Raw genomic sequence first — 23,966 nt, forward strand, 5'->3', positions numbered from 1 at the left:
TTTGCTTCGTCGCCCGGTTGACGAGTGCACTCGCGATAACGTGACCAATGTGGTGTAGGCCACAAAAGGGGTGGACATGACCGGCGACGAGGCACTGGCCCGGCGGTTCGAGGAGCTGCGACCGCGGCTGCGGGCCGTGGCCCAGCGCATGCTCGGCTCGGCCGCCGAGGCCGAGGACGCCGTGCAGGAGGCGTGGCTGCGGCTGGCCCGCGACGACCGGGAGAAGGACAACCTCGCCGCCTGGCTCACCACCGTGGTCGGGCGGATCTGCCTGGACATGCTGCGCGCCCGCACCAGCCGCCGCGAGGAGCCGCTGCCGGAGGCCGGCGAGACGGCGACGGCCGACGACCCCGAGCAGGAGGCGCTGCTGGCCGACTCGGTGGGGCTCGCGCTGCTGGTGGTGCTGGAGACGCTCAGCCCGACCGAGCGGCTGGCGTTCGTCCTGCACGACATGTTCGCGGTGTCGTTCGACGACATCGCCGTCGTGGTCGGCAAGAGCCCGTCCGCCGCCCGCCAGCTCGCGAGCCGGGCCCGGCGCCGCGTCCAGGACGGCCCCGCGCGCCCCGGTGAGCGGAGCCGCAACCAGGAGGTGGTGGCGGCGTTTCTCCAGGCTTCCCGGGGCGGCGATCTCGGTACCCTCCTGACGCTGCTCGACCCCGACGTGGTCATGCGCGCCGACGAGACCGCGGCGCGGATGGGCGGCCACGGCGAGACGCGCGGCGCGGAGGTCGTCGCGGCCTTCTTCAACGGCCGCGCGACCGGCGCCCGCCTGGCCGACGTCGAGGGCCTGCCGGGTGCGTTCGTGGCCGCCGTGAACCTGGCCCTGGCATTCACGGTCATCGACGGGAGGATCACCGCGATCGAGGCCGTCGCCAACCCCGAAGACCTGGACGAGATGGCCGTCCACCTCATCTAGACTCGCGCGAATGGAAGACGTCAACGAGATCTTCAACGACTTCGCCGCGCTGTTCACCGGGCACCTGCGGGACCCGGACGGCGAGGACGTCGTGCACGCCGACCGGCTCGACCGGGCCGCGCTGGACGGCACGCTGGAGAGCCTGAAGGTCGTGGACGCCTACCTGGAGTACCTCCACCAGCACCGCCCCGAGCGCATGGGCCCGGACTGGGCCCGCACCGTGCTGCGCGCGGGCGCCTACACCGGCGAGATCATCCGGCACACCGCCGAGCGCCGCTACGACTGGATCGACTACGACGTGTTCACCGCGGCGTACCCGGACGTCCGGCGCGTGCTCGGCGACCGGGGACTGCCCGTGGCGTCGGTGCTGTCGACCGGCGACGGCGGGTTCACGCTGCCGCTGAACAAGGTGATCAAGTACCTGGCGAACGGCTCCGAGGACAGCGTGTGGTTCTACGCGTCGGCCGAGATCCGTTAGCTGGTGGAAGCTTCTAGGGTTTCGGGCCCCAGGCGGAGATCATCGGGGACGTCGACACGTCCAGCTCACCGGCGTCGAGGTTGGCGAGGTGCTCGTCGATCTCGGCGGCGGTGGCCAGCGTAGCGCCGAGCGGTCAGACCCGGTAAGCCGCGACGGTCGAGCGCAGGTCGGCGGCCATCCGGGCCAGCTCGGCCGCGGTCGCCTGGGTCTCGGTGGCGCTGCTGGAGACCGTGGCCGCGCTGCCGGCCACGTGGGTGATCGTGCCCGCGATGCCCGACGAGCCGTCCGCGGCCTGGGCCACACGGCGGGCGATCTCGGCGGTGACCGCGGTCTGCTGCTCGACCGCGGACGCGATGGTCGCCGCGTAGTCGTTGATGGTGCCGATCACGGTCCCGACCTCGCCGATGGCCGCGATCGTCCCGCTCGTCTCGTGCTGCATCGAGCCGACCTGGGACGCGATCTGCTCGGTCGCCTCCGCGGTCTGCCGGGCCAGGTCCTTGACCTCGCCGGCGACGATCGCGAAGCCCTTGCCGGCCTCGCCCGCGCGGGCGGCCTCGATGGTGGCGTTGAGCGCGAGCAGGTTGGTCTGCTCGGCGATCGCGGTGATGAGCGCGACGACGGTGGTGATCTGCGCCGACGCGTCGCCGAGGCGGGCCACGCTCGAGCTCGTCTGGGCGGCGGTGTGGGCCGCGGACTGAGCGACGCCCGCGGCCTCGGCGGCGTTGCCCGCGATCTCGCGGATCGCCCGGGTCATCTCGTCGGTGGCCGCGGCGACCGCCCGCACGTGGTGGGAGACGTCGTCGGCGCCGGTGGAGACGTCGCCGACCTGGGCCGTGGTGCCCTCCGCGGCCCGGGCGAGCTGGTCGGAGACGGCCGAGAGCTCCTCCGAGGCCATGGCCACCTGGTCGGAGGCGTGGCCGATGCGGCGCACCATGGTCGCGACCGACTCGGCCGTGACGTTCAGCGCCCTCGCCACCTGGCCGATCTCGTCGCGGTGCTGCGGCGGGACGCGCGCGGTGAGATCGCCGGCGCCGATGCGCTCCAGGGCCCCGACGCACGCCCGCAGCGGCCGCGTGATCATCCGGCTGATGACGAGCGCGATCGCCACGCCCAGCACGAAGCTGACCGCGAGCATGACGGCGACGGTCTGGCGGGTGTGGTGGAACAGGCGCTCGGCGGTGTCGTCCTCCTGGGTCGAACGCGCGACGGTCGCGGTCTCCAGCGCGGTGAGCGCGGCTCGCACGTCGGGCACCGCGGCCTCGCGCGCCTGGCTGTCGCTCAGGCTGGCGAGGTACCGCTGCCAGGTCTTCTGGAACGCGTCGAGCGCCCTGCTCTGATCGCCGTCCAGCCCGAGCGCCAGGCAGGCCTCGACGGCCGCGGTGACCTGGCGTTCGAGGCCGTCGAGGGTCTGCATGGCGGTGGCGCGCCCGGCCGGGTCGGTCGCGAGTGCGAAGTCGTCGGCGGCGACGATGGCCTGCCCGGCGAGATCGCGGAGGGTGCCCGTGACCTGGAGCTGCCGGTTGTACCCCGCCATGGAGCCGACCTGGTCGTTGATCGAGCTCAGACTCTCCAGCCCGACGATGCCGTCGCCGATGCTGAACAGCGCCACGACGAGCACCGCGAGCAGGATCTTCGTGCCGACCGACCGGTCCGCGACGACGCCGGGAACACGCATCAGCACCGGCCTTCCGCAAACTACACATAAGGGGCTGATACGACAGTACGACGAGTTCTGCTGCTGTGTGGGCCGGACCAGCATCTCGTTCAGGGCAACGTGCCGCTCGGCCGGCGCGAGCGCGGCGGCCCGGGAAGCCACCGGGCATGGGAACCACAGCGTCAGCCCCGGACGATCTGGAACTCCGCGGTGGTGCTGCTCCGCTTGGTGCCGCCCGCCGGGGTGGCGAGCGCGGCGCGGCCGCGGTGGAGCCAGGACGTGACGGTGCCTTCGGCAACGCCTTCCTGGCGGGTGCGGCGGGAGGCCGTGACGGGTCGGGTCGATGTAGCTGAACGCCTGCGGGAAGTTCCCGACGTGCTCCCCGCCGGGCGGGTCGATCTGCTCGGACAGCAGGCCCAGCGGGCTGGCCCGCTCGCACAGCGAGGTGTACAGCGCCTCGGCCTCCTCAAGGCGCCCCTGCCCGGTCAGGTTCTCGACCAGCCAGAAGCTGCACAGCAGGAAGGCCGTAACGCCGAGCAGCAGTCGCGTGGGGATCGGGGTGAGTTCGTCGCAGCCCCTCGCCGGCCCCGGGTCCGAGCCGGACCCCAGCCGAACGACGTGCTCCACCGGAAGCGTCGCCGTTATCGTTGACCGGTGATCGGCAACCTCGAGACGTTCCAGGACGAGCTGGCCGCCAGCGGGTTTCCGCCGCTGGTCAACAAGCTGGCCGGGGCTGGCTTCCGGGGCCGGATCACCACCCGCGACCTCGGGCCGCTGCGGCTGGTCTCCCTCGCCACGCCTGAGAGCTCCTGCATCGGGCGGGAGGGCGCCGCCTCCGACGGCGAGAACCTGGCGATCAAGGTGATGACCCGGGGCCGGACGCGGATCGAGCAGGGGCGCGGTGACGCCGAACTCGGGCCGGCCGACCTGGTGCTGCTCGATCCCACGCGTACGATCCGGTTCGAGAGCACCGCCGCGACGCACGTCACCATCCTGGTTCCGCGCCGGGAGCTTCCGATCCGGCCCGCGCAGATCGACCGGCTCCTCGGCGTACGCATCGACGGCAGCCATGGTCCGGGCGCGCTGGTCTCCGTGCTGGCCCGGGAGTCGGCGCGGTCGGCGCCCGAGTTCCGCGAGGCGGAGGCGCTGAGGTCGGCGGCGGCCGTCGTCGAGCTGATCGCGGTCGCGCTGGAAGCCCGGCTGGGCGACGGACAACCGGCCCCGGACGAGCGGCTGCGGGACCGGATCGCCGGCTACATCGAGGCCCGGCTGGCTGATCCCGATCTGTCCCCGCCCAGCATCGCCGCCGCCCACCACATTTCCGTACGCCGGCTGCACAAGCTGTTCGAGGATCAGCCGCTTACCGTCGCGGCCCTGATCCGCCGTCGCCGCCTTGAGCGCTGCCGGGCCGAGCTGACCGGAAGCGGACGTACGGTCACCGCCGTGGCCGCCCGGTGGGGATTCTCCGATCCCGCCCATTTCAGCAAGCTCTTCAAGACGACGTACGGCTACAACGCCCGTGCACTGGTAACCAGCAACCGTGCACGGGCGGCCAAGACGCGCACGGCCGGCCCGGAACAGGATGGTGGTCACCAAGGTCGGCAATAGATAGGAGGAGTCGTGGCGAAGGTGAACATCGTCCGCCCCGGCGAGGGCGAGATCCTCGGCAGCGGGGCGCAGCAGATCCGGATCCTGGAGAACGGCGAGCACACCGACCACCGGCTGGGGTTCGCCGAGGTCACGATTCCACCGGGCACCCCGAGCCCGTTGCAGCACCGCCACGCCCAGCACGACGAGGGGTTCTACGTGCTGGCGGGAACGTTCCGGTTCACCGTCGGCGAGGACCAGTACGACGCCGGGCCGGGCACCTGGGTCATCGTGCCGACCGGGGCGCCGCACACGTTCGCCAACATCGGCGACGAGAACGCGGTCATGCTGAACACGTTCACGCCGGACCTGTACGTGCAGTACTTCCGCGACTTCAAGGCCATGATCGATTCCGGGCAGCCGGTCAACGCCGAGACCATGAAGCCGCTGTGGAAGAACTACGCCACCGAGATCTCGAACGAATACGCCTCGTGAAGCGGCTGATGAAGCTGATGACCGGTCGCTCCTTTCCCGGGCGATGGGGCACGACTTCGCCGGAGCCGTCGAGGTGGGCGTGACCGCCTACCAGGCCACGGCGGAGGTCCGGGCCGGGGCGCCGTCCAGTTCGCCCGGGCGCGCGTTTACAGGTATTGGCCGCTGAGGACCGGCTCGTGCTCGACGGCTGTGTCGGAGCCGTCACGGTCGACCCCGACCAGGCGGTCGAACTGCGCTGCGGCGCCGCGGGCATAGTTGCTCCGGATGTCGGACCACGGACCGGCGGTAATGGGCCGCGGGTTGCGTTGCGGGCCGTTCGCGGAGGCATACCAGAAGCCCATCGAGACGGCCTTCTCCAGCGGCGGCGGCTCTTCGGTCATCCCGTCGACCGCCGACGCGATGATCTCGTCGCTGAGTTCCGCGCTGGTCGCGGTGACCGACACCGTAGCGGTCTTGCTGCGCGGCCAGTGCACCGCGCGCAGGGTCCAGCCATCGCCGGCGGCCAGGCTGGCGCGCTCGGTTTCGTTGATGGCCTTGCGCAGCACGAGTGCCCCTGGCGGAAGGAGGGTCGCGTCGTCGCGGACGTTGTTGAGGTCTTTGGTGGCCGCGTGCGGCTGGGTGCCGGTGACGAACGAGGTCAGCGCAAGGGCGTCGATGACGTCGCGCGGGGAGTCGGCGTCGTCGACCGTGACGACGATGGGCAGCAGCGCCTCCGGCTCGGTGCCGGGGGCTCCGAGCCGCAGCGGGAACTGGCGTGGACTACGCACGGATCAAGGATCGCCACTGAACCTGTTGCGGTACACCGATTTTCCCGCCTGCGTCACGTTCCCGCCGGGAAGTCGGCGGCGCGGGAGGCAGCCTCGGATCGGGCGATGTCCGTCAGTGCTTCGCGGAGCGTCGACGTCACCGCGTCGTAGGCGCCGCTGCCGAGTACCAGCCGATGCGGCGGTGCATCCTCGGCCATCGCGGCGATGACCGCACGGGCACCGCGCAGCGGGTCGCCGGGCTGGTTGCCGTCCTGGTCGATCATCGCGGCCCGCACGCCTTCGAGCATTTCGCGGTACGACGGAATGGTCTCGGTGAGCGGCTCGTCGGCGAACCCGGCATAGGCACGTGTCCGGAACGCTCCAGGCTCGATCGCCAGGACGCGGATGCCCAGCGGGGCAACTTCCTCGCGCAGTGTGGCCGTCACCGCCTCGACGGCGTGCTTCGCGGCGCTGTAGTAGCCGAACCCGATGACGCTGCGCAGGCCGGCGACCGACGACATGTTGAGGATCCAGCCGCGGCGCCGCTCGCGCATGCCGGGTAGCACCGCCCGCGTCACCGAGAGCAGCGCGAAGAAGTTCAGCTCGAACGTGCGGCGTACCGCGTCGTCGGCCATGCCTTCGATCGAGCCGTACCATCCGCGCCCGGCATTGTTGACCAGCACGTCGATCCCGTCGAAGCGCTGCTCGGCGGCGGCCACCGCGGTGCGGACCTGCGCCGCGTCGGTGACGTCCAGCGGCAGGACCAGGACGCGGTCGCCGTGGGGCCGGGCCCACTCCCGCAGCTGCTCCGGGCGGCGCGCGGTCAGCACCACCCGGTCACCCGTTTCGAGCGCCGCGTCGGCGTACGCCATGCCGAAGCCGCCCGGCGTCCCGCCGGTGATGAACCAGGTCCTCACGGCTCGATCACCAGCCGGACGATGCGGGAGCCGCGCAGGGTGAACCGGTAGTGCAGGTCGACCGCCCCGCCGGGGAAGTCACCGTCCAGATGCTGCACCACGTCGTACCGCTCCTCGTCGAGCCGCGTGGCGGAGATGAGCTCGGTGGTGTAGGTGTATTCGGCCGCCGCACCGGCCAGCCACGCGCGGATCGCATCCGTGCCGGGATAGCTGTGGCCGTCGTCGATCACCACAGCGTCGGACGCGTACGCCGCGATCGCGCTGTCGACGTCCCGAGCGTTGTGCGCGGTCAGATATGTCGTGATGACAAGGGGCATGTCCATGAGGCCAACGGTGGAGTCTCTCCCAGGGAGAGGGTCAAGACTGGGACCATGCGCCAGGGACTGACCATCGGGGAGTTCGCCACGCTGACCCGCCTGAGCGTGCGGACGCTGCGTCGCTACCACCAGGCCGGCCTGCTCGAGCCGGCCACCGTCGACCCGTTCACCGGCTACCGCTACTACTGCGCCGAGCAGATCCCGTCCGCGCAGGTCATCCACCGGTTGCGCGAGCTGGACGTGCCGCTCGCCGAGGTGAAGTCCATCCTCGCCACCGACGACCCACAGCGGCGCGCGGACCTCATCGCCGGGCATCTGCGCCGGCTGGAGGACGAGCTCGAGCGCACCCGGGCCGCCGTCGTTTCGCTGCGCCGGTTGCTACGTCCGGACCCGGACGACCTGCGGGTCGAGCTGCGCTCCGTGCCCGCCCGCACCGTCGCCGCCGTTCGCGGCCGCGTCACGCTGAAGGACTCGACCAGCTGGTACGACGCCGCAATGGCCGAACTCGACGCCGCCTTCGCCCCGCACGAGCGCACCGGCCCACCCGGCGGCCGCTACGCCAACGAGCTGTTCACCGCCGGCGCCGGGACGATGACGGTGTACCGCCCGGTCCGCGAACCCCGGGCGACCGGCCGCATCGAGGTCGTCGAGCTGCCACCGGCTGACCTCGCCGTCGCTGTGCATCCGGGCGGGCACGACGACATCGGCGTCACGTACGGCTTGTTGGGATCGTGGGTGGTGGAGCACGCCTTGGCCGTCGACGGCCCGGTGGACGAGACGTACGTGGTCGGCCCGCGCGACACCCCGACCACGGCCGACTGGCGCACCGAGATCGGCTGGCCGGTGTTCCACCTCACCCCGGAGAGCGGAGATCGGTGAGGCGACAAGGCTGACGGTTGATCCGCGTTTCCCCAGTTCAATCACCGCTTGATGCTGCCCGGCCTTGATCATCATCGACTCGGCCGCCCGATTGCGGCCATTCGGTGAATTCGTTCGGCGTGACGGGGGTGCGCTACTGGTTGTCGGGGATGTCGAACGGCAGGCTCGAGCGCTCCAGCCGGAAGTGCTTGACGAAAGAGCGCACGAAGCGCCAAGACTGCTCTGCCATGAGCCCGTTCTGGCCGGCCGCTTGGGCTGCGTAAGCCTCAAGGCCGCTCGCGCCTGATCCGGCCGGCCGGCGATGCCGCACGCCGTGGCCAGCAGTCCGTCCCACGCCTGATGCCGTTTGACGGCCGACAGGCGCTCGATCAGGCCGTCTAGCACGAGTTTCTCCCGACCCTGCGTTCGCATCGCCGCCCCACACACGGCCCGACCGGCTTGCGCGCACGACCTGCGGCCATGTGCGCGCACCTGATCGAGTGCTCCGGCAGCGATCGAATCCCGGCACGAGCACGTGGATGAGGGAGCGACGGCCCGGCGCCGTCTTGGTGATGCTCGGCAGCGTCTGTTTGTGAAGATTCGGCGGTCGGGGTCGACGGTGGCTGCGGGTCGGCCGACCATGTCGTGGTGAAGGCCAGTCGGAGCATCCCGGCCGCCGTGGCGCTCGCGGTCGGCGTCGGCGCGCCGGCGGTCGACCTTGCCGTGCAGCTCCAGGCGCACGCGGGGCCGTGGCACGTGGTCGCGCTCGTGCCGCTGGAGCGACTGTCCCGGCCGGTGCTGCTCTTCGCTGCAGCCGGTGCCGAGTGGCGATGCGGTCGCCGGTGATCAGTCATGCAGGGGCGTGCGCCGGGGACGCACGACGCGGTGTGCGATACGCCAGCCGACGGCCGTGCGTTCGACGGTGTCCTCGTACGTGACACTGCCGGTCGATCCGTCGGCCATGACTCCGAATCCCTTGGACAGGGCATTGACGGTGCCGTCCGCCGTCTCGCGCAGCACGATATTGGTCACGTGATGGGCGACCGGGTTGGCGTCGGCCAGGGCCAGCGCCGCTTCGCGAGCCGCCGCGAGACCGACCAATGTGCCACTGCCGAGGGCCGACACGTCGTAGACGACGTCTTCGGTGAAGAGCGCCGACAGACCGTCGAAGTCACCGCGATCGGTCAGGTGGCCGTGCGAGTTGATCAAGTCGGTGATAGCGATCCGGTCGTCTGCGGTGATGGCCATCGTGATCCCCTCTCGACCTAAGTGGGGTACTCCCCGTTTAGCCTCGGGTACCATATCCGGGGATGTCCCCGGATAGCAAGCGAGGCCCGCGCTCCGACGCGACTCGCAACCGCTCGCGGCTCATCGCCGCGGCTCGTGAGGCGCTCACCGAAGCGGGCAACGACGTCGCATTCGACGTGATCGCCCGGCGCGCCGGCGTCGGCAACGCCACCCTGTACCGCCACTTTCCGACCCGCGCCGACCTGCTCGTCGCCGTCTACGCCGACGAGGTCGCCGCACTGTGCGAACGCGGCGCACAACTCCTGCAGTCCGCGGAGCCGGCGGACGCGCTGTTCGCCTGGCTCGACGAATTCGTCGTGCACGTGGCCACGAAACGTGCCCTTGCCCTGGCCGCGACGGAAGGCACCGACGAACGCCGCACCACGCTGTTCCGTCAATGGCACACGTCGATCACCTCAACAGCCGATCGCCTGGTCCGGCGCGCGCAGCCAGCCCTCCGTTCCGACCTCACCGCCGCCGACGTGCTGACCTTGGCCAGCGGCGCTGCCCTGACGGCCGATCCCACGAACGCCCGCCGCCTGGTCGCACTACTACGGACCGGCATTGCCGCTCCAACCGAAACCGCCACCGACTGAAGTGCGCGCCCAACAAGTGCTAAGGGCACGCGCTCATCGGCATGTGCGGATGCCGCTCACGGCGGCCGCGCAACTGCGCGCCCGTCATGCTGCGGCGAACTGTCCGGCAAGAGGTCCGGTCAGCCCGGAACGGGATGGAACACCTTCTGGGACATGAGCACTTTGCGTACGAGCGGCGCCGCCGCACTGGCCGCCCTGACCACGATCGGCACCCTCCTGGTGAGCGCCGGGGCGGCCCACGCCGACATCACCGTCGACTCAGCCATCTGCCTGCAGAACGCGACCGGCGCCCTGACGTCGTCGAACCCGGTCGTCGCGGCGCCCGGGCATCCCACCTTCGAGTGGACCGCGTCGCTGCCGTACACGCAGTGCGCCCAGTCCAACGGCCACCTGTACCTGGTCGACAACGGCGTGGCGACGCTGTTGCCGACCAACTCCGGCAACGGTGTCGAAGGCGGCCCCGGGCGGCACCTGCTGATCCTGCGCGTGAAGACGTCGCTGGGCCAGCGGGACCTGTCGTCGGTCACGTTGACCACGGTGTAGCGATCGCGGCTGAGGGCGGCCGGTCAACGGGGCCGCCCTCGGCCAGTTCGTCGGCCAGTCCGTCGGTGGCGACACCGGTGCCCGCCCGGCGACGTGGTCGCGCTGAGCGGTGTCGGGCCGGTCGTTGAGGACGCGCACGTCCACCCGGCGAGCGTGGAGATCGCCGCGCTGGCCTGGAAGGCGCGGCGGCTTACCAGCGAGCAGCTGAGCGAGGTCGTGGCTGCGGCCCGGACCATGCAACGTGACTGAACCTCGCCATGGTCTGATGCACTCAACTGGCTACGTCAGGCCATCAGTGATGGCATGCCGGTCAGCCACTGAGCTGAACTCCAGCTGGCCTTCGCGCACCGAACGCGGCAGATCCGGACGTCGAGATCACTCCGCCCCGACCGGCTGTTCTGGCACGTGCACGGCCGGAGCCGTAACCAGGACCTGCAGGTCCCGGGGTGGCCGTACTCGTTCATGGCCGCGTTGGAACCCCGGCCGCACGTCGTGGACCGCGGTGCTGGGACGCGGTCCGGCTCGGCCCGGACGATGACGTGGCTGAGGTGACCGCCGGACAGGTTCGTGCGGTGCTGTACCGGCTGCTGGACGCCGGGCACTGGCACGACGGCGACCCGGACGTGCTGGTGGTCTTCGACTCCGGCTACGACCCGGCCCGGTTGGCGTTCCTCCTTGCTGATCTGCCGGTCGAGGTGCTGGGCCGGTTGCGCAGCGACCGGGTGCTGCGACTTCCCGCACCCCGCCGGCCGGGAACAATGGGCTGGCCGGCCAAGCACGGCGGCGAGTTCCACCTCGCCGATGCCGGCACCTGGCCGGCGCCGGGGCATGCGACGACCACCGACACCACCCGCTACGGCATCGCGACCGCGCAGGCGTGGTATCGGTTGCATCCCCGGCTTACCCGCCGGGCTGCCTCGCTGGACTAGGCCGGTGACCTGCCCGTGCTGGAAGGCACCCTGATCCGGCTCACCGTGCGGCATCTTCCCGGTGACCGCGACCCGAAACCGTTGTGGCTGTGGTCATCCCGTACCGGTGCCTCACCGTCGCATGTGGACAATCTGTGGCAGGCGTCCTGCGCAGGTTCGACCCGGAACACACCTTCCGCCTGTTCAAACAGACCCTCGGATAGACCGCCCCGAGACTACGCAGCCCCGAGGCCGCCGATCGATGGACCTGGCTGGTGATCGCCGGCCACACCCAGCTCCGGCTCGCCCGCCGGCTTACCCAGGACCTGCGCCGTCCCTCGGAACGCCCGACCGACCCGGACCGGCTCACCCCGGCCCGGGTCCGCCGCGGGTTTCGGTACCTACGCCCGAAAACCGCCCGACCGGCCAGCGCACCGAAACCCACTACAGCCGGCCCAGGCCGTCCGCCAGGGTCGAAGACCGCTTACACGACGTCCAGCACGACGTCGGCAAGACCACCAAACGAGACAAGAGCCTCAAGGCTCACAAACAGCGATGAAGGTTAATACAAGCTAGTACTCCGTTCGTCAAGGCGGTACACGAACGTGCGGCGGAGAGTGCGGGTCGATGGCGGTGGCCGTCCCCACACCCAGGGGCGGGCGTGGGGGTTGAGCGGATGGCCAGGTCGTCGGTACGGCACGGGCCGGCCTGGTCACCGGCGCTGATCCGTACCGGTCGATCCATTACCTCTGCGGATCCGCGGACGCCGCGCCGCCGCCCGCCGCGATCGTGCGGTCCAGCGCGTCGGCAAGCCCATGCAGCACCGCCCGTACCTCATCGAGCGGCATCGGGAGTTCGGCGCGCAGCCGGGTGGTGTGCCGCCGCACCCGCTCGACGGCTTCAGCATGCAACCGCCGGCCGTGGTCGGTTAGTACGAGCAGGGCCGAGCGGCCGTCGACCGGCGCTGGCTCGCGTCGTATGAGCCCACGCCGGGTGAGCGTGGCGAGGTGGCCGGACATGGTCGACGCCGGCTGCCCCGTCGCCCGGGAGATCTCCGACGGCGTGGCCGGGCCGACCGTGGCGAGCAGGCTCAGCACGCCGTACTCGACCGGTCTGAGTCCGGTCGACCGCAGCGCTAACCGCAACAGCTGGCCGACGCGCTCCTCGACCGTGAACACGTCGAACAGCACTCCGATTGAGTGCTGCGGCCGACGGCTCATCGTGCATGCTCCTCGCAATGAGACCCAGACACCGGCGATTCCTCGGGCGCGATCGGCGGCGTACACACAGTCGGCCACAGTAGCCGCTGCTCATCGTGGACGACAGCAGCGTCGACGGCGTTCCTCGGCTTGGCCCGCGGATGCGTCGCCGCCGCAACGGAACCGGACCGGACATCGGCGGCGAGCAACGACGGAGGACCGGAGGAGGCGACGCCTCCCAGCAGGTAACGGATCGGAAACGCCCCTCCGATTCTTGTGTCAACGGTGCGGTGAACTAGTTCGGAAAGGAAGTATCTTGTGCTGGTCGTCCGAGTTGAAGGGAGGGGTCTCTGTTGCACCGTCGCCGATTCGTCGCAGCCTGTTCCAGCCTGCGGTCGCCGCCACCGCAACTCGTCCTTGCCGCCGCAGCGCACGCCGGTTGGCGCCTGCCGACACGGTTCATGGTGTCGGACGAGTCCGGCGTCCTGCCCGAAGTCGTCGGCTTCGCCCCAACGGGCAACAGCCACGCTCCCGGCACCCGTCCGGGGCGCGCTTCCCGGGGTGCCGAGGCGCGGACGGGTGGTTGCTACTCCCCGAGCGACCCGTTCACGCTGCTCGATCTACCCGCCGTTCGTGGCCCGTGGCGCAGTCATGTATCCCCTTGCTGCCAACGGTTAGATCCATTGCTTCTGTACGCCGCAAAGGGACTGGAGCAGTGATGAGTGGCATTCCCGACGGCCCATGCTTCACCGGTCCCCAGTTGTTGTCGCAACTCCAACGCCTCGATCGGCTCACCGGCCGCGAACGGGAAGTGCTCGTGCTATTGCCGAGCGGAGCCGCCAACCGGGAGATAGCCGGACGACTCGGTATCACCGAACGAACCGTCAAGGCCCACGTCACAAGCATCATCGCCAAGCTTGAGGTGTGCTCACGAGTGCGTGCGGCGGTAATAGCGTTCGCCTTCATTCATGACTCGGCGGCGGGCTGTGCCTGTACCAAGGTTCAATAGCGCTCCTGATGCTGCGGGTGCCAGGATCTGAATCAATGCAGTCGATGTTTATCGTCCGGGAGGAAAACGCGCAGGGTCGGGCGCCGCAATGGTATGCGCGTGATCGCCAACTTGGCGGTCCAAAGCTCGGTCCGGAGGGTGGCATGTTCAGGCAACCTACTGAAGGGCAATGAAGCATGATTGGCCAACGTAAACGCACGATCGGGGTGGCCAGTATGGTGGCCGCTGTGGCGGCGACGACTCTGACCTGGGCCAGCCCGGCAAGCGCGGCAGCCAGGATGGTAACCGTCTACCACCGGAACGAGAGCAACAAGTGCCTTGACGTATCCGGACCGTCGGTCAAGACGTGCAACGGGTCAAGCGCACAGAAATGGACTATCAACCCCAACAGTGCCGGCGAGACGACTTTCGTCAACTGGCAGACGGGCTTGTGCCTGGACAGCAATTCGGCCGGCAGCGTGTATGTCCTCAAGTGCAACGGCGGAGCCTATCAACGCTGGTATCTGGGAGGGAACCCCGGCTACCAGCTCCACAACGCAGCAACGGAACGGTGCCTGGACAGCAGCAGCGGGCGCCTCTCCACCTCCAGGTGCGACAACGCGGTGGCCAGCCAGCGTTGGTTGATTTATTAACGTAACGTTCTGACTTGACGGATGTGTTCGGTCCGAGTGGCCGAGCGTTGGCCAGATTCGCTTCGTGGGCGGCCCGGCTGCGTCGGCCGGGTTGTCGCGCGGGCTGGAGGCAGCATCCTGAATGAGCCTTGGGTGGTCGCTGGTCCGCTGCCAGGCGGGCCCGCGACCAGCCTACGCGTCGGCGAGTCCTTGCTGTCGAGATCTTTGTTCGGTGCGGACCTCGCCCACAACCAGACGACGACGCTGCTGGCGGTGTGACGAATAACTGGACCGGCCCACTTCCCTCATCCGGGGCATCCGTGACCGGAAGCGAACAGGGCGGTAGCCGCGTCCGCACGCTGCAAGAGGCGCCGAGCGCACTCCGTCAGCCGGGGAACCGGGTGTTCAGCGAGGAGGTCCAGCGCCCTGCGGGCGTGCAACGAAAGCGGCTTCGGCGTCATCCGCCGCGAGCCGGTGCTCGCCGAGATGGAGCGTCGCAGTCGCAACTCCGCGGGTGTCTCCGGCCGCTTCCGTCAACTCTCGCGCCCGCTCGGCCTCCCGAGTGGCGGCGGCATGTTCCTCCCGTGCCCGCCGTAGCCGGCTGTGATGCGGCAGGAGCCAGGCCACGCCCAACGTGTTGTTCACAAGGGTCGGTCGCGGCCTGTGCCTGAGCGTGGGCCTTCTCAGCGGCGGCCAGGTCGCCTAGGGTCAGCGCGCAGTCGGTCATCCGGACAAGCAGTATCCGTTCGGCCTCCGCATCGCCCACGGACCGCGACACCGTCAAGGCCTGCTCCAACAATGGCCATGCGTCCCTAGGACGGTCGACGAGCAGTGTCTCCGCGTGGGTACGCAAGGCCAGCACGATGCTCTCCTGCTCACCCGATTCGTAGGCCACGAGCGTGGCCTCCTTCGCCAAGTCGCTGGCGGGCGATCCCTCCCACATGCGCGCGAAGGCCAGCCCGGTCAGGCTATGCACCAGCTCTCGCGCCAATCCGAGCCGCCGGAAGGCGGGCACGCAGGCGGCGAAGGCGGCGCTGGCTTCACCGATCCGCTGCGACAGCAAGATGTCGCCTCTGCTGGTCTCCGCTCGATAAGCCACCAACTCGTCGCCCGCCGCGAACGCGGCGTCGCGCACCACCGCGCGGGCCCGCTGAAGCTGCTCGAACCCACCGCGGACTGCCAACGCCGGGATGACGAGGTCGGCCAAGACCGCGGCATCCTCATGCCATCCGAGTCGACAGGCGAGCTCGATGGCATGGAGCAGTTGTGCCCGCTCGGTGTGTACCCAGGCGTCGGGATCAGCGACGAGCCCGACCAGCGCCGGATCCGGATCGGACGGGAGGCGGCTCGGCGGCAAACCTTCGTTGACCCGGTTGACCCGGGCATACGCCCGACCGCTCAGACCAAGAAGCTCATTCAGGTAGCGGCGAAATCCGTCGTGATCATCCTGTTCGTACAGTTCGCTAGCGAACAAACCCACGAGGTCGTGCGGCCGGTAGCGGGCCTGCCCCGTGATGTCGGTGCCCACGAGGTCGAGTAGACCGGCCATGGTGAGCTGCTCGGCGAGGCGCTCTCCGTCACCGTCACATATCCGGCCAAGAGCCCAGGCCGCGAAGTGCCCTGGGTGCAGCCTCCCCATCGCACGCAGGGCACTTTGCCCTGACGATGTCAACCCGGCATAGGCGAGTCCAGCTCCGACCGTACGCGCAGGTTGCCTGCCGTCAGCTCGTCGAGCCGCTGTCTTTCGTCGCGCAGTCGTTCGGCCAGCGCGCCGAGCGGTGTGGTGGGACGCGGCTGAAGTCGGGCGCCAATGATCCGCACGGCAAGCGGCAGCCGCCCGCAGAGTTCTACGATTTCGGTCGCGGTGTCCGACTCCGCTCGTACGCGGTCGTCGGTGACGATTCGGCTCAGCAGTGCCATGCCCTCGTCGACGGAGAACGGGTGCAGCCGGTGCCGGTGCGTCGCGGGTAGCTCCGGCAGCGACCGTCGACTTGTGATTACTGCTGCGGTACCGGGCGTGCCAGGCAGCAACGGCGCTACCTGGCCCGCGTCGGCGGCATCGTCCAATACGATCAGCACGTTGCGGTCGGCGACTCGAGCCCTGAACGCGGCTGATCGGGCGGCGAGGCCGTGCGGCAGAGTGGATGACGGGCGACCGAGCGCGTCCAAGAGCTCGGCCAGCACTTCGGCCGGATCGCGGGGTTGGCGTCCGGCGCCCTCGAGGTTGACGTAGAGCTGGCCGTCGGGAAAGGCGGGACGCAGGCGATGACCAAGTTTCACGGCCAATGTCGATTTGCCGACGCCGGCCACACCGCTGAGCACAACGATCGGAACGGACTCATGATCCGGAGCCAGTTTGGCTTCTAGTTCGCTGAGCTGGTCCGTGCGCCCGACGAAGTCCGCGGTCGGGGGTGGCAGCTGACATACCGCTTGATATGCGGTCGCGATCACGCCGGTCCCTGCTGACGGCGGAGTCTCGTCGCGCAGTAGCGCGCTGTGCACCGCTTGCAGCTCATGACCTGGTTCGAGCCCGAGCTCCGTACGCAACAAGTCCCGTGTTTCGCGGTATACCGCCAATGCCTCCGCCCGCCGGCCCGATGCGTGCAAGGCCCGCATGAGATGTCCCCGCAGCCCTTCCTGGAGCGGATAGGCCGTGGTCATCCTCCGCAACTCCTCGACGACGCCGCGGTGATTGCCAGCTGCGAGCTCCAACTCGAAACGCTGTCCGGCCGCCTCCAAGCAGCGCTCCAGGATGCCCGGCACGTCGTCGCGCTGCAGAGCTGTCGAGTCGACATCGGCGAGGATCGGGCCGCGCCAGAGCGCGGTGGCTCGGCGCAGGGCAATGAGCGCACTTGCTGTATCTCCGGCGGACCGCGCTGTGCGAGCGGTGGCCAGCAGCGAGTCGAACTCTACGAGGTCGGAAGCCCCAGCTGGGACTTCGACGATGTACGCTCCGTGCCGGTTGTGTAGAAGGCCTTCGACGCCGAGAGTGCGACGTAGCCGCGTTACATAGGTCTGTACCGCGCCACGAGCGCCAAGCGGGGGATCGGTTTCCCAAAGCCGTTGGATGAGTTCGGCAAGCGGAACGGGCTGACCGCTGCGCAGTAACAGGGTGGCCAATATGACGCGCAGTTTCGCTGCCGGTAGGTCGATGCTCTCGCCGTCGCGCCAAACCTCCAGCGGGCCCAACACCCCGAAGCGGATGACTCCCTTGCTCACTGTGGGCCACTTCCTTCCTCGTAAGCCGACGACACGTCGGTGGGCTTGAACGAAGAGGTGTGTGCCACTAGCGGGCTCATCGTTACGTCGCTTCCGCGGAGAGACGTAGCTGTCCTGATGCGCGCCGCGGCCGCGCGGTTCCTTGGGGCCCGGTTTGACTTTCGCGTCGCACAGCAGAGCGAGTCGCCGGCCGCGACCGCCGTCCAGATGACGAACTGCTGGTAGAGGTTGGGCGGCGGATCCGCAAGGCAGCCCCATCCCGCGCCACGGCCGTCATGCTTGGTGGAGTCGAATTCGTGGTGTTGCTGTCGGACACTGCGAGGGAGGAAGCGCGGCAGTGGGCGTAGCGACTGCTCAATGAGGTCAACTCTCCTTACTCCATCAATGATAGAAGAATGTCTATCAACACGAGCTGGGGCGTCTTCGTCACCGATGCCAACGCGCCCCGGCGAATCCCGTCGGAGATGCTCCGCAACGCCGATGTCGCGATACACGCGGCAAAAAGTGGAGGGGAAGAATCGGATCGTCGAGTACGACGGCTCGGCGCGGTAGGGGACGAAGACCGCCGGCGACGCACGGTCGGTCGCGCGCCACCGGGGCCTTCGAGCTATCCCTTGTGGATTGTTCTGTTATCTCGGGCCGCCTAACCGTTGGCGGTGAGCGTGGTCAGGGAGTCTTGAGCCAGGACGCGACGCGCCACCCAGTACGTCACGGGAACTACCAGCAACGCCACTACTGCGAGGAGGGCGAGCACCACGCCCAGGACGCCGAACGTGGCGCTGCCGAGCGTCACCGCTGCGGCCGTCGGTAGGATCGCTGCTGCCGAGACGGCAAGCCCTGCCAATACTCCCGTCACAGTCACGATCAGCGTCTCCCGCGACAAAACGCCACGCGCCTGGTCCCGGGTTGCTCCGGCGATGCGGAGCAGAGCGAACTCCCGTCGACGGCCCAACACCGAAACCACCAGAGTGTTCATCACCGCGATGGCGGCGTAGGCGATCGCGACCAGCACCAACATCGAGTTGATCACGGCTTGCACACCGACTCCGCGCTGTGCGCCCTCCTCCACCGCGTCTCGGTCGCCTACGGTGAGGCCAGGTATGTCAGCGACGGCGTCGGCGACCGCGTCTCTATCGCCCACCGCCAGCACCTGCGGTGTCGCGCGACTTGTCGTGTGTTGCGCGACGAGACCGGCAGGCATGAGGAGTGTCTCGTACCCGGGCAGGTCCTCGTAGAGTGCGACGACTCGTAGTTCTCGCGCTTCTCCGTCACCGAATCGGAACAGCACACTGTCGCCGACGGCGACCTTCATGCTTTCCGCGGTGACCTGCGGCAACGCGATGGAGTCGCCCGTCAGCGCTTCGAACGCCCCTGTCACAACCTTGTTCTCGAGGATCCCGGCAGCACCATCGTGGGATACGCCATGCACCGTCCAGGGGCGGTCCCGATGGGTTGAGTCGTAAGGTCGTTCGATCCAACCACCGCTGGTGACGAATGCGCTCGCCGCCTTCACGCCGTCGGCCGAGCGCACCTTCTGGAGGGTGCTCGGGTCAATGCCGGCCGGCGCGTCCACCACCACATCGGCCCGGAGGTTGGCGACCGCTGCTTCACGGTCGCCGGCGGACTGCATCACCTGCGGCGCCAGGTTGCCCGCACCGATACCGATGACGAGCGCCGCACAGGCCGCGATCGTGGCCAGTTGCCCAGCGCGGGCCCGCGCGTTGAGCACGGCGAGCGAGGACAGCGAATCACCAGACATGCGACCCAGGATGCCGCTGACACGGATTCCCAGACGAAGGATGGCCGGCGCAAGCAAGGCAACGGCGATGCTGCCTGCGAGGACCGCCGGTCCGCTGGTAGCGGTCACCAACGCTGGGCTCATCATCGAAGTGATGATGCCCAGGGCGATTGAGCCGAGGGCGACGAAGATGCCCAGCACCCAGCGTAGCGGTCCCATGCGATATCGCGGCACGTCGGCGTCGCGCAACGCGTCGATCGCCCGGGCTCGGCGTGCGGGACGGGCCGCTCCGCGCGACGCGAGCCAGAGGACAAACGTCGTTGCCGCGGCCGCGACCGCCAACGGGATGGGTCCCAAGCGAAGCTCCAGTCCATCCGGGACCGCTTCGCTGCCTCGCACAATCGCGAAGAAGACGTGCGCCAACGGCGTGCCGAGGATCAAGCCCGCGAGGGTCCCCGCGATGCCGACGATCATCGTCTCCCGTACAACGAGCCGTCGCACCTGGCGGCCAGTGGCCCCGACGGCACGCAGAAGACTCATCTCCCGCGACCGCTGTCTGACGGACAGGCCGATGACCGACGAAACCACGATCGTGAGAACGACAAGGACGATCCCACCGAAGACCGCCCCCATGACGATCGTCGACGTGCGTGCGCCTGGCACAGCTGGGTTCTCGGCCGCGCCGCGCTGATCGCCCGTCAGCACCCGGACATCGCCGACAGCGTCGTCGACCCGATCGGCGACCGTGCCGAGGTCGGATCCCGGTGCGGGAATCACGGCAACCGCGTCCGGGCGCTGGTCTCCGCTGAGCCGGATGGTCTCGCCTTCCGCGAAAAAGACCGTTCCGGTGTCCTTGGCGGTGGGGCGCACCGTGCCGGAGACGTGATAAGTCCGCGGAACCCCGTTGTGCGACAGCGTGATCTGTTGTCCCGCTGCGGCAATCCGCGGACTCACTACAACATCGTCGGCGTTGGATGGCTTCGCACCTTCGGCGAGCTCGAAACCGCCTAGCGACGCCGAGGCCCAGCTTTGGCCGGTCAACAGCGCCCCCCGGGGACCTCCGATGGAGAGCATGAACACCGGAACCGATGCCGCTACGCCGTCAATTTGTCCGATCTTTCCCGCTGTCTGCGGATCCAGGCGGTGGCGCTCGGGGAAGGGACGGTGGTCCGTGGTCTCCTTGCCGGCGGAGTTGAGCATCGTGTAGCTGGGATCGCCGATCACGATTATCGGCGCTGCGTCGAGTCGTTGGGGCGGAGCGGCGAGACGGATGCCCGTTTCGAACATCGAGCCGGCAGTGACCACCAGGCCGGCACCAATCATCGCCGCAACGAAGATGGCGCTCAGCGCGGCGAGTCGCCGGCGCACGCCTGCTATTACCAGAGCCCACATCAGCCGGCCTCCGTCATTCGTTGTCCTGCCTGCGCAGCGACGTACTCGGCCACCTGGGCAGCGGTGGGTCGATCGAGTCGGTCCGCGAGCCGCCCGTCGACGAGGAACAGGACGGCGTCCGCGTGCGCGGCGGCGATCGGGTCGTGAGTGGTCATCATGATGGTTTGGCCGGTCTCGTCCACCGCCGCACGCAACAGCCGCAGAATCCGGTGTGCTGACACGGAGTCCAGCGCGCCCGTCGGTTCGTCAGCGAAGAGGACATCGGCTTCGGCCACCATCGCGCGTGCGATCGCCACTCGCTGTTGCTGCCCGCCCGATAGTTGCGCCGGTAGGTGTCGCGCACGGTCGCCCAAACCCACCCGCTCGATGGCGTGGAGCACCCGGCGTCGTTCCACGCGCCGGCCCGCGAGGGTGGCGGGCAGAGCGACGTTCTGGATCACGTCGAGTGTCGGCAGCAGGTTGAACGACTGGAAGACGAACGCCACACGTTCCCTTCGCAGGGCGGTCAAGGCGTCGTCGGTCATGTCGGTCAGCACCTGGTCGGCGAGCGTGATCGTGCCCGATGTCGGCACGTCGAGGCCTGCGGCGCAGTGCATCAGGGTGCTCTTCCCTGAGCCAGAGGGCCCCATCACCGCCACGAACGTCGCAGGAGGCACATCGAGGGAGACTCCGTCGAGCGCTCGTACGGCGTTGTCGCCCTGACCGTAGGTTTTGACCACATCCCGCAGGCGCAAGGGGACCATCGGCCGCAACCGACGCTCTGCAACAGTTGTCACCGTTATCTCCTGTTTCAGATGTCACACACCAAGCGAGGCGAACAGTTCAAGGGTTGCACAGATCCATGCATAGCTTGAACAGATAGACTTTTTGTATGGCCGAGATCACTGAGTTCCCCAGCCTGCCGCCAGCGCTTCGCCGTGCCTGGGGTGTGGACACCGTGCGGCCGAACCGTGGCCCACGGGCATCCCTCAGCATCGACGCGATCGTCGACACAGCGGTCAGTCTGGGAAACACCGAGGGCGTCAACGGGATATCGCTGACTCGGGTCGCGACGCGGCTCGGCGTCACCACGAACGCGCTTTATCGCTACATCAGCTCGCGGGAGGAACTCGACGTCCTGACTCGTGAGCGAGCCCTGGGCCCACCTCCGCCGAGCTCACGCGCGCGGCGCTGGCAACCCCAGGTCTCCGCATGGGCATATTCCCTACGCAGCCGATACGCCGAACAACCATGGCTCGTCGATCTTCGGATCAGGATTCCACTCACGCCCAACGCTCTCGGCTGGTTCGAGCGCCTGCTCGAGGGACTGGCGCGAAGCCCCTTCACGGCGATCGAGAAGGTACGCATCGCGACGCTTGTGGATGGTTTCGTCCGATCGAGCGCCGCGGCCGCCCGGGATCTGGCAGAGGCCGGTCCGCCATTACGCGAGCCCGACCCCGCTCTAACGGCTCTTGGCCGCTTGTTGGCCGACCGTGGCCTGACGCAGACGGCCGAGATCCTCGACGCCGGGCTTTATCAGGAGCCACCCGACCGTCGCAACGACGCGGACTTCGCGTTCGGTCTGCAGCGAATCATCGCCGGTCTGGAAGCGCTCGCTGCCTCCCGGCGCGGCAGCGGCGCCTGACCTCGGACGGCGCCTGACGACGCCGTCCGAGACCAGATCGCGGCAAGGACTCCGCCTGATCTGCTCAGCGCCCACCGTGGCAGGCGCACGCCGGCGCCGCTTCCGGCATCGGTTCCTGAGCGGCCTCACAAATATCGTCGAGCATTCGCTGCCGTTGCTGGGAGGTGATCAAGTTCCCGGCGACGACGACCGCGTTGATTCGGGTGGTGTTGCGGATGTCGCGCAATGGATCGGCATTGAGCAACACGAGATCGGCGACTTTGCCGACCTCGACCGTGCCGCGATCATGGTGACCGAGAACCCGGGCGGGCTCGGTCGTGGCAGCTTCCAGAATCTTCATCGGGCTCAACCCGGCGCGGGCGAGCAGTGCGAGCTCGTCATGAACTCCAAAGCCGGGCAGGATGTAGGAGGCTCCAACATCAGTGCCGACGAGCATACGTACCCCAGCCTCCGCGAGTTCGCCGACGAGCTCCAGCCGCCGCTGGAAAAGTTCCCGCTTCTCGGCGTTGACCTGCGGAGTTCGGTCCTTCATGTAGATCTCACGGCGCGTCCATTCCCAGGTTTCCAGCAGCCCGGTGGGGATGTACCGCAACTTCTCGTCGTCGAGCGCGACGTCCTGTGGCATGTCGGCGAGCTCGTGGACGGTCAGCGTCGGCGTTAGCCGTGTTCCGTTGCGGGCCATGTGCCGGAAAACCTGCGAGGCCTTCCGGCGATCGTGGCTTTGGGCCGCTGCGTACTCCAGCGGATGCATCTTCGCGTACCACCCACCGTACTCGCCGGGGCCGATCGGCACCTGACGGACCTGTCGTCGAATCGCGGCCTCCTGGCTCGACGTGTCCAGCCAGACCTGGTAGAGGTGCTCGACGGTACGAATACCGACATCGGACGCCTCGGTGAGCGAGACGAAGTCCGGCACGTGACCGAGGAACGGGATCTGCCGCCGATGCGCCTCATCAGCCAAGGCCAGGAACGACTCCCGTGACAGCCGCGTGTAGGTCTTGATGAAGTCCGCGCCCTTCGCCTTCTCCTGGCGCACGGCCGCGCGGGCCTCGGTGGCGTTGGCCACCTTGATGTACGGGACGCCGATGCCCTCCCAGAGCGAAGGCGAGCCATCGACGATGTCACTGCCGATCGACCATTGCGGGCCGAGCCGGAGGCCCTGCTCCACCTCGCGCCGCCAGCCGCTGACCACCGGATTGGCACCCATCTCCCGCACGGTCGTCACACCGTTGACGAGATACAGAGGCGGGAATGTCCTCGGCAGCGGAGACGAGTGGACGTGCATGTCGGCGAGCCCTGGAATGAGGTACTTTCCGGCCCCGTCGACGACGGTCGCGCCGCGCGGGCTAGGACCGCCACTGGGCATGATGTTGATGATCCGTCGGCCCTTGACGACAACGGTCATGTTGTGCCTGGGCTTGGCGCCGGTCATGTCGATGATGGTGACGCGGTCGATGACGAGGAGGTCTTTCGCGCCGTCGGCCGGCGTCACACCGCTGGGTGCCCGGGTCGGTGGAGCGCCGAACCCGGCCGATGCCGACAGGGCCCCGGCTACCACTCCAGCGGCTCCGGCCAATACCCTTCGGCGGTTCACCGTACTGCTCATGTCCTCCTCCTTCTCTGTTCTGGTTCGCCGAAGCGTCGCATCAAGAAAAAAGATCGACAATGTGGCAGGCCGTACGCCGAAAGGTAGGGCTAGGCCTACCATTCGCTCTTCGTGCGACGTAATGCGTGCTGGCGAGGAGAACCTACGACCTAGCGGGGCCGGCAACCGTAACCGGCGATGATTGCCACGTAAGTGTCGCGTGAGCGAAAAGAAAGCGGGTCGTCGTACGCTTGCTCCTGTTGGACGCCAGAAACCGTCCTTGCGCC

General features: G+C 68.6%; 25 protein-coding genes. 14 read left to right on the forward strand and 11 right to left on the reverse strand.

All coding sequences use genetic code 11. The features are described from left to right. Positions 1-76 precede the first annotated feature (76 nt). Both ACQP1P_RS45480 and ACQP1P_RS45485 read left to right on the forward strand, forming a co-directional pair. Complete coding sequence (locus ACQP1P_RS45480; protein WP_433081238.1) at positions 77-916, forward strand: sigma-70 family RNA polymerase sigma factor; 840 nt, start codon at positions 77-79, stop codon at positions 914-916. 10 nt (positions 917-926) lie between these two features. Beyond that, positions 927-1,394 (forward strand): hypothetical protein, encoded by a 468-nt coding sequence (locus tag ACQP1P_RS45485; protein ID WP_433081240.1) that lies wholly within the window; start codon positions 927-929, stop codon positions 1,392-1,394. A 133-nt stretch (positions 1,395-1,527) separates the two neighbouring features. Here the strand turns inward: ACQP1P_RS45485 and ACQP1P_RS45490 are convergent, their stop codons facing one another. Next, on the reverse strand, positions 1,528-3,069 hold the full coding sequence (locus tag ACQP1P_RS45490) for a methyl-accepting chemotaxis protein (protein ID WP_433090404.1): 1,542 nt from the start codon (positions 3,067-3,069) through the stop codon (positions 1,528-1,530). A gap of 633 nt (positions 3,070-3,702) precedes the next feature. On the opposite strand from ACQP1P_RS45490, the gene ACQP1P_RS45495 reads away from it, so the two are divergent. Then, positions 3,703-4,656 (forward strand): helix-turn-helix domain-containing protein, encoded by a 954-nt coding sequence (locus ACQP1P_RS45495; protein ID WP_433081242.1) that lies wholly within the window; start codon positions 3,703-3,705, stop codon positions 4,654-4,656. Between the two features lie 12 nt (positions 4,657-4,668). Continuing rightward, positions 4,669-5,130 (forward strand): cupin domain-containing protein, encoded by a 462-nt coding sequence (locus ACQP1P_RS45500; protein ID WP_199511471.1) that lies wholly within the window; start codon positions 4,669-4,671, stop codon positions 5,128-5,130. A 146-nt stretch (positions 5,131-5,276) separates the two neighbouring features. Here the strand turns inward: ACQP1P_RS45500 and ACQP1P_RS45505 are convergent, their stop codons facing one another. The 3 genes from ACQP1P_RS45505 to ACQP1P_RS45515 are packed head-to-tail and all read right to left on the reverse strand — an operon-like array spanning position 5,277 to position 7,116. Continuing rightward, on the reverse strand, positions 5,277-5,897 hold the full coding sequence (locus tag ACQP1P_RS45505) for a DUF5925 domain-containing protein (RefSeq protein WP_433081244.1): 621 nt from the start codon (positions 5,895-5,897) through the stop codon (positions 5,277-5,279). A 53-nt stretch (positions 5,898-5,950) separates the two neighbouring features. Beyond that, positions 5,951-6,793, reverse strand: a complete 843-nt coding sequence (locus tag ACQP1P_RS45510) for an SDR family NAD(P)-dependent oxidoreductase (protein WP_433081246.1) — start codon at positions 6,791-6,793, stop codon at positions 5,951-5,953. Next, positions 6,790-7,116 carry a nuclear transport factor 2 family protein gene (locus ACQP1P_RS45515; protein ID WP_433081248.1) on the reverse strand — a complete coding sequence of 109 codons (327 nt, stop codon included), beginning with the start codon at positions 7,114-7,116 and terminating at the stop codon, positions 6,790-6,792. Before ACQP1P_RS45515 ends, ACQP1P_RS45510 begins: the two co-directional genes overlap by 4 nt. A gap of 48 nt (positions 7,117-7,164) precedes the next feature. Between ACQP1P_RS45515 and ACQP1P_RS45520 the strand changes: the two genes are divergently transcribed. Together ACQP1P_RS45520 and ACQP1P_RS45525 are read left to right on the forward strand one after the other, a co-directional pair. After that, positions 7,165-7,989 carry a MerR family transcriptional regulator gene (locus tag ACQP1P_RS45520; protein WP_433081250.1) on the forward strand — a complete coding sequence of 275 codons (825 nt, stop codon included), beginning with the start codon at positions 7,165-7,167 and terminating at the stop codon, positions 7,987-7,989. A gap of 627 nt (positions 7,990-8,616) precedes the next feature. Then, positions 8,617-8,814 carry a hypothetical protein gene (locus tag ACQP1P_RS45525; RefSeq protein WP_433081252.1) on the forward strand — a complete coding sequence of 66 codons (198 nt, stop codon included), beginning with the start codon at positions 8,617-8,619 and terminating at the stop codon, positions 8,812-8,814. On the opposite strand, the gene ACQP1P_RS45530 is transcribed toward ACQP1P_RS45525, so the two are convergent. Then, positions 8,815-9,216: a nuclear transport factor 2 family protein gene (locus ACQP1P_RS45530; protein ID WP_433081254.1), complete on the reverse strand. Its 402-nt coding sequence runs from the start codon at positions 9,214-9,216 to the stop codon at positions 8,815-8,817. It lies immediately after the preceding gene. A gap of 62 nt (positions 9,217-9,278) precedes the next feature. Here ACQP1P_RS45530 and ACQP1P_RS45535 point away from each other — a divergent pair, with 62 nt between their 5' ends. The 4 genes from ACQP1P_RS45535 (at position 9,279) to ACQP1P_RS45550 (ending at position 11,323) form a co-directional block, all read left to right on the forward strand. Further along, positions 9,279-9,851 carry a TetR/AcrR family transcriptional regulator gene (locus ACQP1P_RS45535; protein WP_433081256.1) on the forward strand — a complete coding sequence of 191 codons (573 nt, stop codon included), beginning with the start codon at positions 9,279-9,281 and terminating at the stop codon, positions 9,849-9,851. Positions 9,852-10,004: 153 nt separating this feature from the next. Further along, a complete protein-coding gene (locus ACQP1P_RS45540; RefSeq protein WP_433081258.1) occupies positions 10,005-10,394 on the forward strand; it encodes a hypothetical protein in 390 nt (129 codons plus the stop codon). Positions 10,395-10,487: 93 nt separating this feature from the next. Beyond that, positions 10,488-10,643 carry a hypothetical protein gene (locus ACQP1P_RS45545; RefSeq protein ID WP_433081260.1) on the forward strand — a complete coding sequence of 52 codons (156 nt, stop codon included), beginning with the start codon at positions 10,488-10,490 and terminating at the stop codon, positions 10,641-10,643. 197 nt (positions 10,644-10,840) lie between these two features. Beyond that, complete coding sequence (locus ACQP1P_RS45550) at positions 10,841-11,323, forward strand: transposase (protein ID WP_433081262.1); 483 nt, start codon at positions 10,841-10,843, stop codon at positions 11,321-11,323. Between the two features lie 722 nt (positions 11,324-12,045). Here ACQP1P_RS45550 and ACQP1P_RS45555 read toward each other — a convergent pair. Continuing rightward, the gene (locus tag ACQP1P_RS45555; protein WP_433081264.1) at positions 12,046-12,492 is read right to left on the reverse strand and encodes a MarR family winged helix-turn-helix transcriptional regulator; all 447 of its coding nucleotides are present in this window, start codon (positions 12,490-12,492) and stop codon (positions 12,046-12,048) included. A 727-nt stretch (positions 12,493-13,219) separates the two neighbouring features. Between ACQP1P_RS45555 and ACQP1P_RS45560 the strand changes: the two genes are divergently transcribed. Next, positions 13,220-13,510 (forward strand): helix-turn-helix domain-containing protein, encoded by a 291-nt coding sequence (locus ACQP1P_RS45560; RefSeq protein WP_433081266.1) that lies wholly within the window; start codon positions 13,220-13,222, stop codon positions 13,508-13,510. Between the two features lie 227 nt (positions 13,511-13,737). After that, positions 13,738-14,142 (forward strand): RICIN domain-containing protein, encoded by a 405-nt coding sequence (locus tag ACQP1P_RS45565; RefSeq protein ID WP_433081268.1) that lies wholly within the window; start codon positions 13,738-13,740, stop codon positions 14,140-14,142. Positions 14,143-14,578: 436 nt separating this feature from the next. Here ACQP1P_RS45565 and ACQP1P_RS45570 read toward each other — a convergent pair whose 3' ends face one another. Then, positions 14,579-15,670 carry a hypothetical protein gene (locus ACQP1P_RS45570; protein ID WP_433081270.1) on the reverse strand — a complete coding sequence of 364 codons (1,092 nt, stop codon included), beginning with the start codon at positions 15,668-15,670 and terminating at the stop codon, positions 14,579-14,581. 119 nt (positions 15,671-15,789) lie between these two features. Beyond that, complete coding sequence (locus tag ACQP1P_RS45575; RefSeq protein WP_433081271.1) at positions 15,790-17,340, reverse strand: BTAD domain-containing putative transcriptional regulator; 1,551 nt, start codon at positions 17,338-17,340, stop codon at positions 15,790-15,792. A 239-nt stretch (positions 17,341-17,579) separates the two neighbouring features. Between ACQP1P_RS45575 and ACQP1P_RS45580 the strand changes: the two genes are divergently transcribed. Continuing rightward, on the forward strand, positions 17,580-17,687 hold the full coding sequence (locus tag ACQP1P_RS45580) for a hypothetical protein (RefSeq protein WP_433090406.1): 108 nt from the start codon (positions 17,580-17,582) through the stop codon (positions 17,685-17,687). Positions 17,688-17,983: 296 nt separating this feature from the next. On the opposite strand, the gene ACQP1P_RS45585 is transcribed toward ACQP1P_RS45580, so the two are convergent. Continuing rightward, positions 17,984-20,470 carry an FtsX-like permease family protein gene (locus ACQP1P_RS45585; protein ID WP_433081273.1) on the reverse strand — a complete coding sequence of 829 codons (2,487 nt, stop codon included), beginning with the start codon at positions 20,468-20,470 and terminating at the stop codon, positions 17,984-17,986. Further along, positions 20,470-21,246: an ABC transporter ATP-binding protein gene (locus ACQP1P_RS45590; protein WP_433081275.1), complete on the reverse strand. Its 777-nt coding sequence runs from the start codon at positions 21,244-21,246 to the stop codon at positions 20,470-20,472. The genes ACQP1P_RS45585 and ACQP1P_RS45590 overlap by 1 nt, the downstream gene beginning before the upstream one ends. A gap of 95 nt (positions 21,247-21,341) precedes the next feature. Between ACQP1P_RS45590 and ACQP1P_RS45595 the strand changes: the two genes are divergently transcribed. Beyond that, positions 21,342-22,094 carry a TetR/AcrR family transcriptional regulator gene (locus ACQP1P_RS45595; RefSeq protein ID WP_433081277.1) on the forward strand — a complete coding sequence of 251 codons (753 nt, stop codon included), beginning with the start codon at positions 21,342-21,344 and terminating at the stop codon, positions 22,092-22,094. A 64-nt stretch (positions 22,095-22,158) separates the two neighbouring features. Here ACQP1P_RS45595 and ACQP1P_RS45600 read toward each other — a convergent pair whose 3' ends face one another. After that, a complete protein-coding gene (locus ACQP1P_RS45600; RefSeq protein ID WP_433081279.1) occupies positions 22,159-23,700 on the reverse strand; it encodes an amidohydrolase family protein in 1,542 nt (513 codons plus the stop codon). Between the last annotated feature and the right edge of the window lie 266 nt (positions 23,701-23,966).

Origin of the sequence: Dactylosporangium sp. CA-052675, from assembly GCF_050947935.1 — a bacterium.
Classification (GTDB): domain Bacteria; phylum Actinomycetota; class Actinomycetes; order Mycobacteriales; family Micromonosporaceae; genus Dactylosporangium.

Bases quoted from the DNA above. Each gene is read 5' to 3' on its own strand.
- ACQP1P_RS45535 (WP_433081256.1), top strand. From the start codon at position 9,279: ATGTCCCCGGATAGCAAGCGAGGCCCGCGCTCCGACGCGACTCGCAAC.
- ACQP1P_RS45520 (WP_433081250.1), top strand. From the start codon at position 7,165: ATGCGCCAGGGACTGACCATCGGGGAGTTCGCCACGCTGACCCGCCTG.
- ACQP1P_RS45570 (WP_433081270.1), bottom strand. From the start codon at position 15,670: ATGGCCGGTCTACTCGACCTCGTGGGCACCGACATCACGGGGCAGGCC.
- ACQP1P_RS45515 (WP_433081248.1), bottom strand. From the start codon at position 7,116: ATGGACATGCCCCTTGTCATCACGACATATCTGACCGCGCACAACGCT.
- ACQP1P_RS45585 (WP_433081273.1), bottom strand. From the start codon at position 20,470: ATGTGGGCTCTGGTAATAGCAGGCGTGCGCCGGCGACTCGCCGCGCTG.
- ACQP1P_RS45560 (WP_433081266.1), top strand. From the start codon at position 13,220: ATGAGTGGCATTCCCGACGGCCCATGCTTCACCGGTCCCCAGTTGTTG.
- ACQP1P_RS45490 (WP_433090404.1), bottom strand. From the start codon at position 3,069: ATGCGTGTTCCCGGCGTCGTCGCGGACCGGTCGGTCGGCACGAAGATC.
- ACQP1P_RS45600 (WP_433081279.1), bottom strand. From the start codon at position 23,700: ATGAGCAGTACGGTGAACCGCCGAAGGGTATTGGCCGGAGCCGCTGGA.
- ACQP1P_RS45480 (WP_433081238.1), top strand. From the start codon at position 77: ATGACCGGCGACGAGGCACTGGCCCGGCGGTTCGAGGAGCTGCGACCG.
- ACQP1P_RS45595 (WP_433081277.1), top strand. From the start codon at position 21,342: ATGGCCGAGATCACTGAGTTCCCCAGCCTGCCGCCAGCGCTTCGCCGT.
- ACQP1P_RS45530 (WP_433081254.1), bottom strand. From the start codon at position 9,216: ATGGCCATCACCGCAGACGACCGGATCGCTATCACCGACTTGATCAAC.
- ACQP1P_RS45485 (WP_433081240.1), top strand. From the start codon at position 927: ATGGAAGACGTCAACGAGATCTTCAACGACTTCGCCGCGCTGTTCACC.
- ACQP1P_RS45540 (WP_433081258.1), top strand. From the start codon at position 10,005: ATGAGCACTTTGCGTACGAGCGGCGCCGCCGCACTGGCCGCCCTGACC.